General features: G+C 34.7%; 17 protein-coding genes and 2 pseudogenes. 10 read left to right on the top strand and 9 right to left on the bottom strand.

Features of this window, described 5'->3' with window-relative positions; all coding sequences use genetic code 11:
• Nucleotides 1-84 precede the first annotated feature (84 nt).
• From wTKK_RS02685 to wTKK_RS02665, 5 genes and pseudogenes are all read left to right on the top strand, one after another.
• Nucleotides 85-2,061 (top strand): annotated as a pseudogene (locus tag wTKK_RS02685) (ComEC/Rec2 family competence protein).
• A 400-nt stretch (nucleotides 2,062-2,461) separates the two neighbouring features.
• Complete coding sequence (locus tag wTKK_RS02680) at nucleotides 2,462-2,782, top strand: hypothetical protein (protein ID WP_407511915.1); 321 nt, start codon at nucleotides 2,462-2,464, stop codon at nucleotides 2,780-2,782.
• A gap of 79 nt (nucleotides 2,783-2,861) precedes the next feature.
• On the top strand, nucleotides 2,862-3,113 hold the full coding sequence (locus wTKK_RS02675) for a hypothetical protein (RefSeq protein WP_407511914.1): 252 nt from the start codon (nucleotides 2,862-2,864) through the stop codon (nucleotides 3,111-3,113).
• A 62-nt stretch (nucleotides 3,114-3,175) separates the two neighbouring features.
• The gene (locus tag wTKK_RS02670) at nucleotides 3,176-3,481 is read left to right on the top strand and encodes a hypothetical protein (protein ID WP_407511913.1); all 306 of its coding nucleotides are present in this window, start codon (nucleotides 3,176-3,178) and stop codon (nucleotides 3,479-3,481) included.
• A gap of 21 nt (nucleotides 3,482-3,502) precedes the next feature.
• Nucleotides 3,503-4,435, top strand: coding sequence for an RluA family pseudouridine synthase (locus wTKK_RS02665; RefSeq protein ID WP_407511912.1), 933 nt, complete (start codon nucleotides 3,503-3,505; stop codon nucleotides 4,433-4,435).
• 6 nt (nucleotides 4,436-4,441) lie between these two features.
• Here wTKK_RS02665 and wTKK_RS02660 read toward each other — a convergent pair whose 3' ends face one another.
• The 3 genes and pseudogenes from wTKK_RS02660 to carB form a co-directional block, all read right to left on the bottom strand.
• A complete protein-coding gene (locus tag wTKK_RS02660) occupies nucleotides 4,442-4,519 on the bottom strand; it encodes a diacylglycerol kinase (RefSeq protein ID WP_407512218.1) in 78 nt (25 codons plus the stop codon).
• Nucleotides 4,503-4,789 (bottom strand): annotated as a pseudogene (locus wTKK_RS02655) (diacylglycerol kinase). The gene wTKK_RS02660 and the pseudogene wTKK_RS02655 overlap by 17 nt, the downstream one beginning before the upstream one ends.
• 271 nt (nucleotides 4,790-5,060) lie before the next feature.
• A complete protein-coding gene (gene carB, locus wTKK_RS02650; protein ID WP_407511911.1) occupies nucleotides 5,061-8,288 on the bottom strand; it encodes a carbamoyl-phosphate synthase large subunit in 3,228 nt (1,075 codons plus the stop codon).
• A gap of 138 nt (nucleotides 8,289-8,426) precedes the next feature.
• Here carB and wTKK_RS02645 point away from each other — a divergent pair, with 138 nt between their 5' ends.
• Nucleotides 8,427-8,579, top strand: a complete 153-nt coding sequence (locus tag wTKK_RS02645; RefSeq protein WP_407511910.1) for a hypothetical protein — start codon at nucleotides 8,427-8,429, stop codon at nucleotides 8,577-8,579.
• Nucleotides 8,580-8,657: 78 nt separating this feature from the next.
• Here the strand turns inward: wTKK_RS02645 and wTKK_RS02640 are convergent, their stop codons facing one another.
• Both wTKK_RS02640 and wTKK_RS02635 read right to left on the bottom strand, forming a co-directional pair.
• Nucleotides 8,658-9,398 (bottom strand): SDR family NAD(P)-dependent oxidoreductase, encoded by a 741-nt coding sequence (locus wTKK_RS02640; RefSeq protein WP_407511909.1) that lies wholly within the window; start codon nucleotides 9,396-9,398, stop codon nucleotides 8,658-8,660.
• Between the two features lie 10 nt (nucleotides 9,399-9,408).
• Nucleotides 9,409-10,224 carry a YihY/virulence factor BrkB family protein gene (locus tag wTKK_RS02635; protein WP_407511908.1) on the bottom strand — a complete coding sequence of 272 codons (816 nt, stop codon included), beginning with the start codon at nucleotides 10,222-10,224 and terminating at the stop codon, nucleotides 9,409-9,411.
• 129 nt (nucleotides 10,225-10,353) lie between these two features.
• Between wTKK_RS02635 and wTKK_RS02630 the strand changes: the two genes are divergently transcribed.
• Nucleotides 10,354-10,707 carry a TrbC/VirB2 family protein gene (locus tag wTKK_RS02630; RefSeq protein WP_407511907.1) on the top strand — a complete coding sequence of 118 codons (354 nt, stop codon included), beginning with the start codon at nucleotides 10,354-10,356 and terminating at the stop codon, nucleotides 10,705-10,707.
• Nucleotides 10,708-11,454: 747 nt separating this feature from the next.
• Here the strand turns inward: wTKK_RS02630 and purF are convergent.
• A complete protein-coding gene (purF, locus tag wTKK_RS02625) occupies nucleotides 11,455-12,840 on the bottom strand; it encodes an amidophosphoribosyltransferase (RefSeq protein WP_407511906.1) in 1,386 nt (461 codons plus the stop codon).
• 384 nt (nucleotides 12,841-13,224) lie between these two features.
• On the opposite strand from purF, the gene wTKK_RS02620 reads away from it, so the two are divergent.
• Entirely contained in the window at nucleotides 13,225-13,458 is a 234-nt protein-coding gene (locus wTKK_RS02620) for a hypothetical protein (RefSeq protein WP_407511904.1), read from the top strand.
• A 5-nt stretch (nucleotides 13,459-13,463) separates the two neighbouring features.
• A complete protein-coding gene (locus tag wTKK_RS02615; RefSeq protein ID WP_407511903.1) occupies nucleotides 13,464-13,991 on the top strand; it encodes a hypothetical protein in 528 nt (175 codons plus the stop codon).
• Nucleotides 13,992-14,427: 436 nt separating this feature from the next.
• Here the strand turns inward: wTKK_RS02615 and wTKK_RS02610 are convergent, their stop codons facing one another.
• The 3 genes from wTKK_RS02610 to def all read right to left on the bottom strand — a co-directional run bounded on the left by wTKK_RS02610 (nucleotide 14,428) and on the right by def (nucleotide 16,713).
• Entirely contained in the window at nucleotides 14,428-14,955 is a 528-nt protein-coding gene (locus wTKK_RS02610; protein WP_407511901.1) for a demethoxyubiquinone hydroxylase family protein, read from the bottom strand.
• Nucleotides 14,956-15,401: 446 nt separating this feature from the next.
• Entirely contained in the window at nucleotides 15,402-16,184 is a 783-nt protein-coding gene (locus wTKK_RS02605; protein ID WP_407511899.1) for a uracil-DNA glycosylase, read from the bottom strand.
• Nucleotides 16,174-16,713, bottom strand: a complete 540-nt coding sequence (def, locus tag wTKK_RS02600) for a peptide deformylase (protein WP_407511898.1) — start codon at nucleotides 16,711-16,713, stop codon at nucleotides 16,174-16,176. The genes wTKK_RS02605 and def overlap by 11 nt, the downstream gene beginning before the upstream one ends.
• A gap of 131 nt (nucleotides 16,714-16,844) precedes the next feature.
• On the opposite strand from def, the gene ftsA reads away from it, so the two are divergent.
• Nucleotides 16,845-18,083, top strand: coding sequence for a cell division protein FtsA (ftsA, locus tag wTKK_RS02595; RefSeq protein WP_407511895.1), 1,239 nt, complete (start codon nucleotides 16,845-16,847; stop codon nucleotides 18,081-18,083).

Here is an 18,083-nt window from a genome sequence, read left to right as displayed (position 1 = left end):
TATTATTATATGCGTAATAATAATAAATAAAAGAATAAAATCACACTATTACATATATTTATATATCTATTAACCTTTCTTAACATGATAGTAAATTATATACATAATAATCTGTGCAATGAAAAATATAACTTGATATTGTGGTTCCCTGTTTTTCAGTGTGCAGGAATTTTAACCTATTTCTCATTAAATTTTGAACCAAGCTGTGCTTTCACTATATCTATTTTTCTCTTGCTTTCACTCATACTAATTCTGATTGCAATATTATACAGGAAACACGCAATATTATGCATTTCTTTAATTGCAGTGCTCATGGGATTTAAAGCCAGCAAATTCAGAACAGATTCATTTAATACTCACATTCTTGATAAGGAAAGGTATGTGAAAGATATTGTTGCTACAGTGAAGGATATTAATAACAAGGGCTCGTATGAGCAATTTTTGCTTTATGAAATAAAAAACACGAAGTTCAAGCTGGATAACATCAGAATATCAGTTAGAAGCAAAGCGGAAGAAGGCATTAAAATAGGGGATCAAGTGAAATTATCAGCAAAACTCTTTCCTCCAAAAATTGCGCCTTCGGAATATGCATATGATTTTGCAAGAATAGCATATTATCAGAAAATAAGTGCAACAGGCTTTGCAACAAGCAAAATAGTCCTGTACAAAAAGCTGAAGAAAGAAAATTTCAAGAGTATATAGAATCTTTCCGTCAACATATCTATGAAAACCTACAGCAAAATACCAAAAAGCCACACGCGGACATAATCTCTGCATTATTAATTGGCAAAAAAGACGGGATAGATCAAAAAACTATGAATGCGATGCGAGATTCAGGTATAGCACATTTATTCGCTATATCTGGTTTACATTTATCGTTTGTTGCTGGTCTGTTTTTTTATAGTATTCCGTAATTTATCTGCAATATCTGAAACTTTGACTCTTAAATATAACACTAAAAAAAATATCTTCATTCTTTACTATCTTGCCAACTACCTTTTCTTTGTTGATTACCGGTATGCAAATTTCTGCTCAGCGTGCCTACATCATGGTGATCTTGGTACTTGTTGCAATAATCATAGAAAGGAAATATCGAGGATTAATAGCAATTGCGTTTGCTGCTTCGGTGATACTCATAGTGGAGCCAGAAACAATCTTAAAGCCAGGTTTTCAAATGTCATTTTCTGCTTTTTGGCACTAGTTGCCAGCTATCAGATCAATGCTAATAAGTTATTGAAAATAAAAATAATAAAATATTTTGTGTCGATAATGATCAGCTCAATAATAGCAAGTTCAGCAACTGTTCCGTACACAATATACAATTTTAACTATTTTTTAATCAGTGGCATTATCACAAATTTGATTGCTATACCAATAGTTACACTCATTATTATTCCACTTGGAATAATCTATGTTTTATTGATTCCTTTAGGTACTCAGTGGATTATAACGCTTCTCATGGAAAGCCCAATTGACAGCGTTTTATATATAACAAACGCAATTGCCAGTCTTCAGTATTTGGTTATTCCTATTCGCACTTTTCCTGCCTCATTAATTATTATAATAACGCTTGGGCTATTATTGTGCTAGGTATTTTCTCTAGGGCTATGTATACAACTCCTGATATTCTAGTCAGTGCTGATAATCTTGTTGTAAAAGAAGATGACAATTTACTATATTCTCTTACTAGAAAAAAACAGAAATTTTGTTGTCAAAACGTGGGCAAAGCAAAACGGGCAGAATCAAATTGTGAATCATACTAAATTCAGTAATTCAAACAAAAGGCTAAAATGTAATGATTATGACTGCATATGTAATAAAAGAAATAGTAAGTCAGTGTTGCCAGCTCACAAAAGAGAAGATATTTTAGAAAATTGTAACAATGTCGATCTAGTAATTCAATTAAGCAAGTTTAACTATCCAGCTTGCAACACTAAAATCATCAAATATGCTGACTTAGAGGCATATGGCACACACTCTGTTTGGCTAACAGATAGTGGTATAAAGGTTAGTAAAGTGCGTTCTAATCATCCTTGGCATAAGCCAAAAACTTGTTTTTAAAGTATCATTTATATATAATTGCTTAATTAGGATATAAGGAGATTTATGCCTTTAGATACAACAAATCGCTTCAATGTTAAAGTAGATCATAATTTTGCCAATCTCTAAAAATCAAAAAAAATATTAGATGATCAAAGACAAGAGAATAAGAATGAGGGCATTTTTCTTGCCATACCATATGTAGTTAGTACTGCAATCATGGTTAGTGCGTTAATACAAAATAGATTTAGCTTTGCCAATGTTCAGGATTTGGAATGGGCCATAGTTACACTGGCTAGTATCATTGCTGTTGTTGTGATATGTACAACATTCAGCAAGCTAAAAAACAATGAGATAAACAATAATCATAATATTGTTAAAAAGTTTAACAATTTGGATATTCTCTTTCCATTCAGAAGAGGTGGGTTGTATCAGTAATGGAAAAAAAAAGACAAAAGATGAGGAAGAAAATGATTCTACATCGCGATTGATAAAATTACTTGATAAGCACTTGACTGATTTTACAGATAAAATTGTTGACTCACTTGATAAGCAGTTAGATGAAGTTAAAGGTCTACTCGATAATAAGCTTATAAAGCCTGCAAATGATGAAATTAAAGAAACACTTGTTCATCTACGAAGAGTCAGAGAAGACATCAAAGAAGATTTGGATGAGTTGCACAAGGAAATCTCGCCCATTTTAAATGAAGCTAAAGGGCTGGTAAAAGAGCAAGTTCACTAAACATTGAAAGTATTTTTCTAGTTTAGATAATGCTATCAAAATCGCTGAAGATAAGGTTGAGCGATTTGAACTAAGCAGATTGATTGGCTTTTTTAAATCTAGGGAAAGCACAGTTAGTGATGATCATTTGTTTATAGATATGTTGGAAAAGCAAAAAGAAGAGGCGGAAAAGATAAGGAAGAAATTAGAGCACGAGCTAAAAAAAGTAAAAGATGAACTAGAAGAATTAAAGAATAAACAAACTCAATCAACCGAACCTAATAGCAGTGAAGGCAGTATTACTGCTACTTCTCTTGAAAAACAGCGAGATGAAGAGAAAAAAAAGCAATAGAACAACATAGATTATTAAAATCAAAAAAAAGGATGAAAGAGCTGGAGCAGGAAAATGCAAAATTGGAAAAAGAATTATCTGAACAAGAAAAAATGGATGAATGGAGAAAAAAAGTTAACGGTAAAGCAAGTGGCTTTCTATATTGTTTATTAGAGTCTATTAAGCTAGAAGAAAAAGATAAAAAAGAAGAAAAGAGGGAGTTAACGCTACGGGATTTTGATAATAAAATAATAATTTACTGGAAAGATGGCTCTCAAACAATTTGCCATATTAAAAAACAAGACGGCCCTCAAATTCAACCTAGTACAAAAGTTGAATTTGTGAATCCAGATGTTCATGCAGCATTCAAAGTAGCTTGCTCAGGGTAGTGACCATAGATATAATCTTAAATGTTAATAGTGACGAAAAAAAAATTAAGGCTAGATACTTACATAGCTAAAAGGTATAACATATCACGCAGTAAAGCACAAAGATTGATACAAGATGAGCGGGTAACATTACTTGGCACGCCAATAATTAATAATGACCACATAGTAAAACCAGGTGAGGAGTATATAGTACATCGCGTTCAACCTGACATATCCACATCAATTGAACCTAACTATAATATAAAGCTTGATATCATCTACGAAGATGGGGACATTATAGTTCTGAGTAAACAAAGTAGATTAACAGTACACCCAGGTGCTGGAACAAACAATGATACACTCCTGAATGCAGTGATCGCTCACCTTGGCAAAATTCCATATATAAATACAAGACCAGGAATTGTTCACAGGCTTGATAGAGATACTAGTGGACTCATGGTAATTGCAAAAAATGAACAATCCCACAGCTTCTTGTCTGAACTGCTATCAAATCGTAAAATAAAACGGGAATACTTAGCAGTAATTTGGGGAGCATTACCTAATCTGCAAGGAACAGTAAAAACCCATATTACTCCAAAACGCAGTAATAAAGAAATGATGTGTGTCACAAAAACAGCAGGTAAATTAGCAATCACTCATTATTCAGTGAAGAAAATTATAGGGCAAGCAAGCCTGGTTAAATGTACTTTAGATACAGGCAGAACACACCAAATTCGAGTACACATGAGCCACATAGGACATTCTGTAGTTGGTGATCAAGTTTACGGAAAAAATAGTAGTAAAAGTGAAAAACATGCTAAAAACTCTGACTTTATCCGTAATTTCAATAGACAGGCACTACATGCTCACACGCTAGGCTTATATCATCCAAAAAGTAAAGAATATATAGAATTTGTTTCTGATTTACCACAAGACATACAAGTCTTAATCGGTGAATTTGAAAATATATCTTAACAACATTCATATCAATATTATCATCCATGTTATCAAGAAGTTAATTAATGAGAGAAAAACTGCTGCACTACCTAGATCTTTCACTTTTTTTTGAAAGTATATGTTGATCACTTGAAATACGCTCAATTGTTGTTTCAAAAGCAGTGTTAATAATTTCTACAATTAACACCAAAATAGGCTACTTACCATTACTACACGTTCTAAATTATTTACATCTAAAACAAACAAAGTTGAAACACATACCATAAAAAGTAGTAACTCCTGTCTGAACGCAATTTCTGATATAAAAGCTGATTTTATTCCTTCACAGGAGTATTGAATTGCTTTTATTAGACGAGTAATGCTTTTCTTCATTATCAATTTTGTAAACTCCATGAATTACACTTATTGCACTCAGGTAAAAATACATGAAAACAACTTTCAGTCGTGATCACTTACAAAGATTTTTAAGTTAAAGTCTAGCATATTGTTTGAATCAAGAAAATTAGTACAAAGCCTTTCAACAAACGCTCAAGACAGTTATATATTGATACTGACACAAAAAGTCCTTTAATTAAATTTCTCTCGCCTTAGCTTACACGATCCTCATTTTGAAATAAGTAATAATTTATTATAGTCTTGATATTTAAACATTTTGTATCTGCTGTAATGATTTCACTTCCAATTTGCTATTCTTTACATATTGAATGGCAAGTGCTAACGCTTTACTCCCAGAAGCTGTAGTGCTATAAGCTATATTTTGCAAAATAGCAGTTCTCCTGATATCTTTGCTATCTGAGACTGATTTCACACCTTTTGAAGTATTGATTACTAGATTTATTTTTCCATCTTTGAGCATATCAACTATGTGGGGTCTGCCTTCTCTCACTTTATTTACAGCTTTTACAGCAATGCCGTTATTGTTCAGATGCAAAGCTGTGCCTTTGGTAGCATATACTTCAAAACTCAGTTCTTTCAACATTCGTACAACAGGCAATATATACTCTTTATCATCATCTTTTACTGAAACCAGAGCTGTTCCTTCTGTTGGTAACTTGTATCCTGCAGCCATGTGCACTTTTGCAAGTGCAGCTCCGAAAGATAAGTCAATCCCCATCACTTCTCCTGTTGACTTCATTTCAGGACCAAGTAAAGTGTCAATTCCCGAAAAACGCGTAAATGGAAAAACAGCAGCTTTAACTGCAAAATGATTGAAAGGCTTATTTTCCTGATTCAATTTTTTACCCAAAATAACCTGAGTGGCAAGCTTTGCAATAGGAATATTGATTACCTTGGAAATAAAAGGAACTGTACGGCTAGCCCTTAAATTCACTTCAAGTATGTATACATCACTCTCTTGAACAGCAAACTGAATGTTTATCAGACCTTTCACTTCTAGTGCAAGAGCTATTCTTTCAGTTTGGAGATCGATCTCTTTTATTACTTTGTCACTCAATGTATTTGTCGGTATTGAGCATGTTGAATCGCCAGAGTGGATACCAGCTTCTTCAATGTGCTCCATGACTGCTGCAATGAAAACTTTTTTCCCATCACATACAGCATCAACGTCAACCTCAACTGCATTGACTAAAAATTTATCAAGAAGCAGTGACCCGTGTTCAAAAATTTTGGTTTGATTCAAGACATACTCTTTAAAGCTCTGAGTATCGTGTCTAATCGACATAGACTGACCGCCGAGGACATATGATGGCCTAACTACTAGTGGAAACCCCACCTTTTCTGCGTTGATTAACGCTTCCTTTACTGAATGACAGATAGAATTTTCGGGTTGTTTTAAATTAAGTTGCAAAGCAAGATTTTTAAATCTCATGCGATCTTCTGCAAGGTCAATAGAATCAAACGAAGTTCCCAGAATTTTGAAACCTCTCTCGTTAAGCACTTTGGCTAACTTTAAAGGTGTTTGACCACCTATTTGAACCATTACACCAACCAGTGTGCCATTTTCTTGCTCTTTGCTTAGTATTTCAAGCACATCCTCTGCAATCAGTGGGGCAAAATATAAACGATCAGCGGTATCATAATCAGTTGAAACGGTTTCCGGATTACAGTTAATCATTATTGTTTCATACCCCATTTCTTTGGCGGCAGAAGCTGCGTGTACGCATGCATAATCAAACTCAATACCTTGACCAATGCGATTTGGACCACTTCCTAAAATGACAACTTTTTTTCGGTCCGAAATATTCGCCTCACATTCCGTTTTATTTTCAACATCACCCTCATAGCAGCCATACATATAAGCAGTGCTCGATTCAAATTCAGCTGCACAAGTATCTACACGTTTATAAACTGGATTAACACCAAATTTTTTTCTCATTGCTTCAATCTGTTCTACTTTCTTATTGCTTAATTTTGCCAATCTTGCATCTGAAAACCCCATTTTTTTCAGCTCTAACATTTCATATGCAGTCTCAGGAAGACCGTTTTCCTTGATTTTTTGTTCAGCTAATATAATTAGCTGTATATTCTGCAAAGACCACAAGTCATATCCTGTAATCGAATTTATTTCTTCTATGCTAATTCCGTGACGCATTGCGTCAGCAGCAATCAGTAACCTGTTTGGTAGCAATTTTGCTAATTGAGATTTTACGTGATCAATATCAATGTTCTCAGGCAATACTTCATCAAGTCCTGTAAGACCAGTTTCAAGTGAACGAAAAGCTTTCTGCAGTGACTCATTAAAAGTGCGGCCTATAGACATCACTTCCCCCACCGATTTCATGGAAGTTGATAGTTCACAATTCGTCCCCTTAAACTTCTCAAATTCAAAACGAGGAATTTTAGTGACGACATAATCAATCACTGGTTCAAATGCAGCAGGTATAACTGGAGCGCAATCATTACGTATCTCATCGAGTGAATAGCCGATAGCAAGTTTAGTTACAACTTTCGCAATAGGATAACCTGTTGCTTTTGAAGCAAGTGCAGAAGAGCGAGAAACCCTTGGATTCATTTCAATCACAACGAGGCTTCCATCTTCTTTAGGATTCACTGCAAACTGAACATTTGCACCACCGGCACTAACATCAATTTCTCTTAGCACTGCTATAGATGCATTTCTCATCTGTTGGTATTCTACGTCACGCAGAGTCAAAGCAGGAGCAACCGTAATACTATCTCCGGTGTGCACTCCCATTGGATCAATATTTTCTATTGAACAAACTATTATGCAGTTATCTTTACAATCACGGATAACTTCCATTTCATATTCTTTCCAGCCGATAATTGATTCATCTATCTGGACTTCATTTATTGGCGAAATTTTGAGAGCACTTTCTGCAATATTGAAAAACTCCTCTTTATTGTATGCTATGCCGCTACCTGCACCACCAAGAGTGAATGATGAGCGGATGATTGCTGGTAATCCAATGTAGTACAAAGCCTCTTTTATTTGTTCTTGATTTTTTATAATGATACTTTTGGGGTATTTCAGTCCTATTCTGTCCATGGACTTACGGAATAACTCTCTATCCTCTGCTTTTCTTATTGCTTCTCTATTTACCCCTATTAATTCTACGTTGTATTTGTCTAACACTCCATCATCTGCAAGTTTTATTACGCAATTGAGTGCTGTTTGCCCGCCCATTGTTGGCAATATTGCATCTGGCATCTCCTTGATTATAATTTTCTCTATGATTTCAGGCAGTACCGGCTCAATATAAGTTGCATCAGAGAATTCAGGATCTGTCATTATAGTTGCAGGATTGGAGTTAACCAAAATGACTTTATAACCTTCACTTTTTAATACTTTACAGCTTTGCGTTCCGGAATAATCAAACTCGCATGCCTGACCTATAACTATTGGTCCTGCTCCTATTACTAATATAGATTCTATATCTGTGCGTTTTGGCATAATTACAATAATAGTCTCGTCTCAAATGATGTTACCAATCTTTCCTGTGTATGTGAATTTTTATTAAACCTATTAGCTAACTACTTTTAGGCTTGACGCATAACTGTACGAACATTGCAATTTGCGTGGCAGATTCCAGTGCTTGACACACAGGTGTACAAACATTCATTTTTCAAGGTAAATTGCACAGCAAATGATGTCATTCAAGTAGCTGATACTGGTTCCTTTATGACGGCAGTGCCCAGAGGTTTCATCCCAGACTGGGATGAAACCATAGAGGCAGTGGGATGAAATCCTTCCTAGTGGACTCAAATCACAACGTTCATACAGTTGTGGGCTTAACGGTGTCTTTGCGGATACTACGGTAATTTACTCGGTAGATTTGCTAAGTGGCAAGATTTGTCCTGATATACTGCAGTCATCAGAAGCTAACTCTACGAATTTATCTGTTAACTTCTCAGGCGATACTAATTCAGATATATCTTTTCCCGAAAATGCTTGCTTATACATTTCACTATCGATAGGCTCTTCCGAATACACGGCATTTATGCATAAGTTCGTATGCTTTGTCTCAGATGCATATATCTTCACCATTACTTCCAGTGCAGTCTTACTTGCAGCATATGGCACCCAATATGGATAAGAGGAAGGAGAAAGTGTTATCTCTGAGGTCATGAATATCGCTCTTCCAGCATTAGACTTTTTTAGTATTGGACCCAAATTTTTTAGCAAGTACCAACTGGCAGTAAAATTTGTATTCATTACGTTCTGTAGATCTTCAAGCTCACAATCATGAACAGAGCTCAACTTACCTAAAATTTCAGTGCATGTAATCAGTATATCGAGTGTTCCAGATTCTGATAATTTTGGGCTTTCTATCATATTTGCCAGTTTTTCTACGTTTTCAAAGTCTAAAAGATCAAGCTGAATTAGTTTTACAGAGCCTTCTTTAAGCTCTTCAATTTCGTTATACAATGGCTTGAGATTATCAAGAGATCTGGAAATAAGAATCACACATGCACCTTCTTTTACAAATCTTTTTGCAACAGAAGAGCCTATTCCACCTGAAGCCCCGGTAATTAAAGCTATTTTACCTTCTAACTTACCCATTTCTTTCTCTTTAGTAAGATTGATTGAAATATTTTAGCTGAAAATTAAATTTTGCTCCATATATAAAAATCAAACTTAGCACATAAAAAAATAGCAACGACATCACCACACCACCTAAACTTCCATATATCAAATTCAGTTGATCAAAGGAAGCTTTTAAATATTGCTTGAAAGCTGAAGCAGAGATCGTCCAAAGAATAACAGCTACACAAGATCCGGGAAATACGTCTGATAAGTTTTGCTTTATGTTTGGCAATGTAAAATATAGCCAAGATACTATGGTAAAAAGCACAAACTCAATAAGTAAATATCTAGTATAACTTAGCCCTTGGTAAGAAAAATCAATTAACATTGGCACTAATGTAAAAAATGTTATAGTCAGAGTTGTAATAAGCGTAATTACTAAAAATTGTAATATACTGAGCACCCTTCTCCATATATATGGCGATGAAACCGGAACTTTATAGGCCTTATTCAATATCGTTCTAAATCCTTCAATTGTTGATGAGGCAGTCCAAACAGCGCCTACAATTGCCAAGGTTAGTAAGCTTTGCGGAGGGCCTGATATTATCTCCCTAATACGTGGCATCAAAGATGATAAAATATCCTGTGGCATGTTATCAATAATAAATGCCCAGCCGACATTGTATTGATCTAAGAAATTTGCGAACGTTGATGCCATGGCTATTAAAACAATAAGAAAAGGAAATATTGATAACAGGATTAAAAATGATAGATACCCTGCATGCTCCACTCCATCATTATAAATTGTGTCAACTAAAGCACGATAAAGGCAATAAACGATACTATAAAATTTCTGTAGCACTTGTATATATAAATAAACTAAGAAAACTATTCTAAATGAAATAAAGCATACTTTTAAGCAAAAAATCCTCAACGTTTACTTAAATTTAATCAAAATGATAGATAATACAGCGTTAAATACGGAGGCATAATGAAAAACTTTCTTCTACTTGTAGCTTTAATTCTTTCCTTTGCATTTGATAATGCTTTTGCTGCTGATGTTACTGATGATGCAACAACCAATACAATATGCAAAATAGTAGGCTATACTCACGGTATAGGCGGACCTATGATTACAATAGTGATAATAGGTGCAGCTTTGCTGGCAATATTTGGCAGAATGCCATGGCCAGCGCTTTTTGCACTTGGTACATTTATTGCTGTGTTTTTTGGTGCACCTGTAGTTGTTTCAAAAATAGTACCAGGTGGTGTGATTTGTAAAGATGGTACAACTGCTTGCCCTGATGGTAAAAGATGGGATCCAACAAAAAATACATGCGTATAATAAGCATTAAAGCTTCAAAACATTAGCAAATGGTGCTTCTTTAAGGAGCACCATCATTGCACGAACTTGTGACTTAAGCCACCATAAAGGTGTTATTCGAGTAGTCCCTCCCTTGTCATCCCAGTGCGTGACACTGGGATCCAGGAAATTGATTGGATATTAAGTTTATGAGCATAGAAGCAGCTAATTTTATGTTAAAACACAATATTTTTGATGAGCCTGTATCAAGAGATGGATCCCGGTGTCAGCTACTTGAATGACACCTTTGCTATCTTCAAAAATGAATGCTCGTACAGCTGTGTGTCAGCTACTTACATAACGCCTCTCTAAAATTACTTTAGTTACAAATATTAAGAAATTTACTAAACGAAGAAAAAATGCAAAAAAGTCCCCGTATAACGAGTTTTGATCCTATAATAATTAAATTGGCATTGTAATAATGTGCTAACGCTTAAAATTAAGAGCGATTCGGCTGAATGTAGAAAAAATTTAAAAGACATGCAGCCGCTATAATTTTTGTGTAATTTGCCAGTAAATATCGAGTTTTTTTACTGAATTTTGTGATTGAGACTGTAGGTCAAAAACAAGCATAAACACTGTCAGTATCATAGTAAAGGGAATGACGAAATTTGTAAAGTAGTTTTTACTCAAATGACGCCCAGGCAAAAATTATATGGTTATGCAAAAAATCTATTTTTAAAACTGTTAATATAACATAGAAAAAACCTCACCTTCACTAATAATAGATTACTTACCAAGTGGGTAGTCACCAGTGAAGCAAGCATCACAATATTGCGGTGTAGCGTTGTTACGTTTTTCTTCTTTAACAGCCCTGTATAGTCCATCAATACTCAAGAAGGCTAGGCTATTTACTCCTATAATTTCCTTAATTTCCTCTACAGGTTTATTTGCAGCAATTAAATCTTTGCTCTCTGGCGTATCTATTCCATAAAAACAAGAATGCTTAATTGGTGGGCTTGAAATTTTGAGGTGAATCTCTTTTACTTCCGCATCCTTTAGCATAACTATTATATTTCTGAGAGTACTACCACGCACTATACTATCATCCATTAAAATTATGTTTTTGCCTTTCAAAGTGTGCTTATTAGCATTGAATTTTAATTTTATTCTAACTTTACGTACTTCAGCGGTGGGTTGTATAAAAGTTCTTCCTATGTAATGACTACGAATTATCCCAAGTTCCATGGGTAATCCTGAATGCTTTGCATATCCAATAGCTGCAGGTATTCCAGAATCAGGTATTGGTACAACCATATCTACATTGTTTTTTGGTGGGCTCTCTTCTGCAAGTATTCTTCCTATTTCTTTTCTTATATCATATATGGACCTCTTCCCCATTATGCTGTCTGGTCTCGAGAAGTAAACGTATTCAAAAATACAAAAACTTGATTTTTGCTGTGGGAAAGGAAACATTGAGGCTAGCTTACTATCCGCACTGATGGTAACTAATTCGCCTGGTTCTATTTCTCTAATAAACTCTGCATTTATTATATCAAGAGCACAAGTTTCAGATGCAAGAACGTAAGAACCGTTTAACTTTCCTAAAACAAGAGGCCTGATTCCAGATGGATCACGTACTCCAATAACTACTTCTTGATTGATTGCCACAAAAGAATAAGCACCTTGTATTTGCTTTAATGCATATATAAAACTCTCTAAAAAGCTATCTTTTTCACTGCTTGCTGTCAGATGTACTACTACTTCTGTATCAATATCTGACTGAAAAACGCACTCTTGTTTAATTAATTGTTCGCGTATCGGAGAAATATTAATTAAATTACCATTATGTGCTATGGCAAAATCCCCAAATTTGCCACTTTTGCCAAACATGGGTTGCACTCCAAATTTACTACCACTTGTTGAGTATCGAACATGACCTATTGCACAATCCCCAGGTAAGGATTTCTTTATTTCATCTATATCAGAGAGTACACTGCTCACTTGGCCTTGAAAGTGATAAGAGTGCAGCTTATCGTTGTTACTGGTTACTACGCCAAAAGACTCTTGACCTCTATGCTGCAAAGCGTGGAGAGCAAGTATAGAGTTAAAAGCAGCACTTTGGTTGTAACTTATGCCAAATACCCCACACTCCTCATGTACTTCATCAAGCATGAAAAATATTTAATAAAGCCTGATTGTACTTTAGTAGAGGCAAAGTACAAGAATTTTATTTGTTAATCCCTTTCAAATTTGAAGCTTGCTACGGTAGCTTTGATGTGTACTAGAAAGTAGGTTATATGCAATTAACCAATTTTGAGATTTTTGACAATTTTTTAGCACTGAAGAGAAAAAGATATTTTATTAACTTATCTATGTACTGAAGTAATCACTAAGAAGTTTTAGTGGTTATGGTATATAATATTTCTAAGAAAGTAGGTAAACAAGGTGAAAGTAATCTTATTTTAGAGCCTGAACAGTTCTCTAACAGGTTCTTCAATAGTCAACAGAGTAGTTCATCAAATCCAAATACCGACTATAAGTCGTAAAGATAGGCATATGGATTTAACCAAGAAAAGGTACGCAAAAAACAAAGATGTTGCAGAATATCTAAGGAGTTGTGACTTTATTAAAAGAGCAGAGGAATTGTCAATAATTTATCTTTTTGAGCGAGACCCATCTTCTACGAAATTGCAAATATCATTGACTGCAGATGAACAAATTCTAGTTAAAAAATTTTGTGATGAGATGATAAAAGGTATAACAGAACACGATGAGCAAGAAAGCGTTTAAAGTACATGGAACGCACAATAGAGGATTATTTAAATCAAGGAGTAAGATTAAACTCATATTACGGTAAGGATAATAAGACTGTAACATATTTTATATTTGAAAAAATGGAAGAATTAATTAATCGCTTTCATGCAAATCCACACAATTCAACTACAAAAAATATCATACAAAAGATCACTCATAATTTAGTGTTAAAAGGTAGGGTAGAAAAAGGATTATCTTTTTATAGCGATATTGAAGACGGATATTACGGATCTAATTATTTAAACGATCTTAACGAACAATGTAAGAGTAAGAAAAAAATGCTAGAGGGTCTAGAATATGAAGGTATTGTGAAAGAAAATAACAAGCAAATTGATAAATATGATCTTGAAGTAGAAGTAGATAATAAATATTTTTATACTAAGTATCCACAAGGTAGTATTGTTGAAACTGCAAGAACTTTAAATAATGAAAAAGCTAAGGATTTAGAAGTTGGCATATTTCAGATTGAGGGAAGTATAGTAAAAGTTGAAATTACACAGATATCTTGAAAGGTAGTATTGAAATATTTTTTACTACTAAAATAGGAGAGACTAGTATTTATCTACGGAAAGATGGTAATAAAATGGTAGTAGAAATTGATGAGAAAAGCTAAATAAGATTTAGCAAGTTGGAGAACAAATCAAGCTTTGGAGGGAATTGTCTTATACAGGGGAAAAGTGTTTTAGAAGTTATGGTCAAGAGTTTTGAAAATATTCCTGAGGAGTTAACTCAGAATATTAAAAACGTTCCATCTACTAGTCTTATGCAAACATGTTTACAACAACAAGAAAACTCTAATAGGGAATTAAATTAATGTATTTTTAGGATAATAATTAAGAAATTAATCATAAACATTCATACGCATTCGATTGGAGTAGAGGATATGGGCCAGTAATTAGCACAAGAACTAAAGGCAAATGTGGTTGGTTGTCAAATAGTGATTGATTAAATCAATTTAGAGAGATAAATAGCAGCTTTGCAGCTTGTTTTTATGAACAAAGATAAAACGTTGTAGCCAAGTGCGCTTTCGGCATTGTGCTGAATTGCAATATCTCTGTGTTCTAACTCCTCATCACGAAAATTACTTATGGTTTCTCTTAATTCCCCATCTTCTAAATGTAAGACTTGCTCCTTGTAGTGCTCTCCGATCACTTCTTCAACTGCAGCAGTGCAAGCCATAGCGGCTTTTTTACCCATCATAGCAGTTACAACACCAAGTGACACCCCTAAAGCACCCCAAATTGGCAACAAAACAGTAGGACGAACTCTTTGCTCCTTGATTTTCTCATTAAAATAGTGGAAATGTTTTTTTTCCTGCTCCTCCATTTCAATTATTTTGTCAATTATGGAAGATTTTTTAAGAATAAATTTTTGACCAGAATAAATACAAATGGCTCCATATTCGCCAGCATGATTTACTCTAATTGCTTGTTCTAAAAAATTTCCTTTCAATTTTTTTATATTGCTTTCCAATGTCTCCTCCACTTATTTCTGCATTAGTACTACTATAAACCAACATATTATAGAGTAAATAAAATTCCATGCGTGCATTGCACCAACATTGTGATTATAGGAACTCAAGCAGCTATAGCAACGGCAAGAGTTACTCGACGGACTCCGCCATTCTCCTTAAAATAAGGGTGAAGATGTATTATTTATCTTCAGTCTGTGCAGATAAAGCGACAAAAAGCTCAGTATACTTGATGTTTAATTTTTTTGCACTATGTGCACTCTATGTCTTTATAAAACTTTTACCCACATAAGCTAAAATGCGCTTATCGAAGGATTTAACAGAATGAAAAACGCCAATTAAAAAATAGGTAGTAGCTGATAGATTTTCTTTTGCCTTTTTCTCTGTTTAGTAGATTTTTCAATATTTAATTCAATTAGCCGGTACTAAGATGATAACGAGTAGTAAGCTAAACATCCGTGTAGTTATTGGTATTATCAAGATATTCCCTAATCTTCTTCAAATCTTCCCAAGCTAAGCGTTTTTGTGCTGGTTGACGAAGTAGATAGGCTGGATGAAATATAGCGGATGTAGTAATTGAATGAGATAAATATTGGTTAGTATAAGTATGAAATCTGCCACGCAAGTTCGATATAGTCTTTGTGTTATCAAGAAGGCTATAACATGCAATTCCTCCGACAAAAATCAGAATTTGCGGTAAAATAAGAGCAATGTGCTTCTCAACAAATGGTCTGCACATATCAAGCTCTAGGTCAGTTGGTTTTCTATTACCTGGTGGACGCCAAAACACCGCGTTGCTTATATACACCTTAGTCCGGTCCAGACTAATTGCACCTAGCATCTTATCGAGCAGCATTCCGCTTGCACCACAAAATGGTATGCCTTTCAGGTCTTCATTTGCTCCTGGTGCTTCACCAATAAGCATGATTTTTTCATTCGGATTACCATCAGAAAAAACAGTATTAGTTGCAGTTTTTTTTATTTCACAACCCTCAAATGACTTAACTGCACTTCTTAGTTCATCTACACTACTACATTGACTTGCAAGCTTCCTTGCTTCAATGATCCAGTCACTTGGGAACATGGTTCGTTGTTCTTTTTTCTGCTCGATGACAGAAGATTGTGCAGCTCTCTCATTTTCCATTTTTTTTTCCTCTTCACTTTCAGTTAGTGTGCAATCAACTCCCACTTCATAATAGAACTTCAACAATTCTAGATCTTCATTGCTCATAGTGCCTCTTAACCTTTTGTGCTTTTTTCATAGCCAAATCATACTTTAACCTAGATAAATGTCTAATGTATAATATACCATTTAAGTGATCCAATTCATGCTGAATACACCTTGCAAGCCAACCACTAGCTTTTAGCGTTTGTTCTTCGTTATTTAAGTTTTTATATTTTACAGTTAAATATTTTGGACGCTTGATTTCATGGCTTTGCTCCGGAATTGAAAGACATCCTTCACTCATAATGACTTGTTCATCAGATAATTCCTTAATTTCAGGGTTAATCATACAAAACTTGCCAACTGAGTCATACCTTGCTAGCTCATCTTCTTCCTTCTCTGGACTAACGTCCATGACAAAAATTCTCTTCAGCACTCCAACTTGTACTGCAGCAAGACCAAGACCTTCTGCATCGTACATAGTTTCAAACATGTCGTTTACTAATTCTTTAATTTTATCGGTTATACTCATTACTTCGCTGGCGCGTGTGGTTAATCTTTCGTCAGGGGCAATTACAATTGGTAACTTAGACATAAAAATTGCAATTCTGTGTTTTATTTTTCTTTTTGTCTAGGTATATTAAAATGTTGCTAAATTTATGATAGAAATATAAATTCATTCAGGGAAGCTACAATTTAAATGGAATCGAGTCATAAGGTCAACTAATGTACTCTGCAGTAATCACAAAACCAAAGCAGAATGTTTTTGCTGTTTTAGACGTAGGTACAACAAAAATTATCTGCCTCATCGTTAAGATCAATAGCAATTTCAGCTATAAAATAATAGGAACGGGTTATAAAAGTGCAGAAGGTATAAGTGGCGGATCAATAACTGACGCAAAGCATGCACGTTACTCTATTTCATCAACTGTAGGTTTAGCTGAACAAGTATCAGAAGAGACTATAGACCAGATATATGTGAATGTAGCCGGATGTGGAATCTCATCTTTTTACGTACATAACGAAATAATTGCAGCTAATCACGAAATTTCAGACCGAGACGTAAAACGTGTAGTCTTTCAGACATTTGAGAAATATATCGAAGAAAATGTCATCATTCACAATATACCACTGAAATATCACTTAGATGATATGACTGACATAAAGGAAGTCAGTGGATTATATGGAAAAAGATTATCTGCTGATATTAATGTTGTCACTGCTTCGCGTCCAGCGCTTACCAATATCGAAAATTGTATAACTAGTAATAGTGGGATAAGTATGGCTGGTTGTGTTGCTTCTGCATATTCTGCAGGCCTTGCCTGTCTAAGTAAAGATGAAAAAGAGCTAGGAACTGCCGTTGTTGACATAGGAGGTGGATGCACTGCAATTGGAATTTTTAAGAGAGGAAAACTTGTGTACACAAGCAGCATTCCAATTGGTGGCATTCACATTACCCGAGATATAGCTTATGGACTATGCACAAGTATAGAGCATGCTGAACGCATAAAAATACTATACGGTAGCACTATTGTAACTTCAATAGATGAGAATGAATGTATTGCAGTGCAAAGTAATGAAAGCGATGAACCAACTCAAGTGTTTAAGTCTGAACTTGTTAACATCATAAGACCAAGGATTGAGGAAATACTTGAGCTGATAAGAGAACAGTTTCAAGAACAGAAAGATCCAATTAATAAAGTGGTGGTCACAGGTGGAACCAGTCAACTCACAAGCATGAAAGAAATTGCAAGCTATATATTCAATAAACAAGTCCGTATCGGATGCCCTGAATCTTGTAGCGGTCTTGATGGCGAATACGACAAAAATCCTGTATTTTCTGCTGCTTTAGGCTCTATAAAGCTAATAGTTGACACCTTTTATAGAAATAGTTCTGGAATGATTGGTCACGATGGCAAAATAAGTAAGTTATACCATTGGGTTAAATCAAAAGTCACAGTCTAG

The sequence above is a fragment of the Wolbachia endosymbiont of Trichogramma kaykai genome (assembly GCF_045765165.1).
In the GTDB taxonomy this organism is placed as follows: Bacteria; Pseudomonadota; Alphaproteobacteria; order Rickettsiales; family Anaplasmataceae; genus Wolbachia.
The sequence above is the reverse complement of the archived record's forward strand: the minus strand, read 5'-3'. Positions and strand labels throughout refer to the sequence as shown.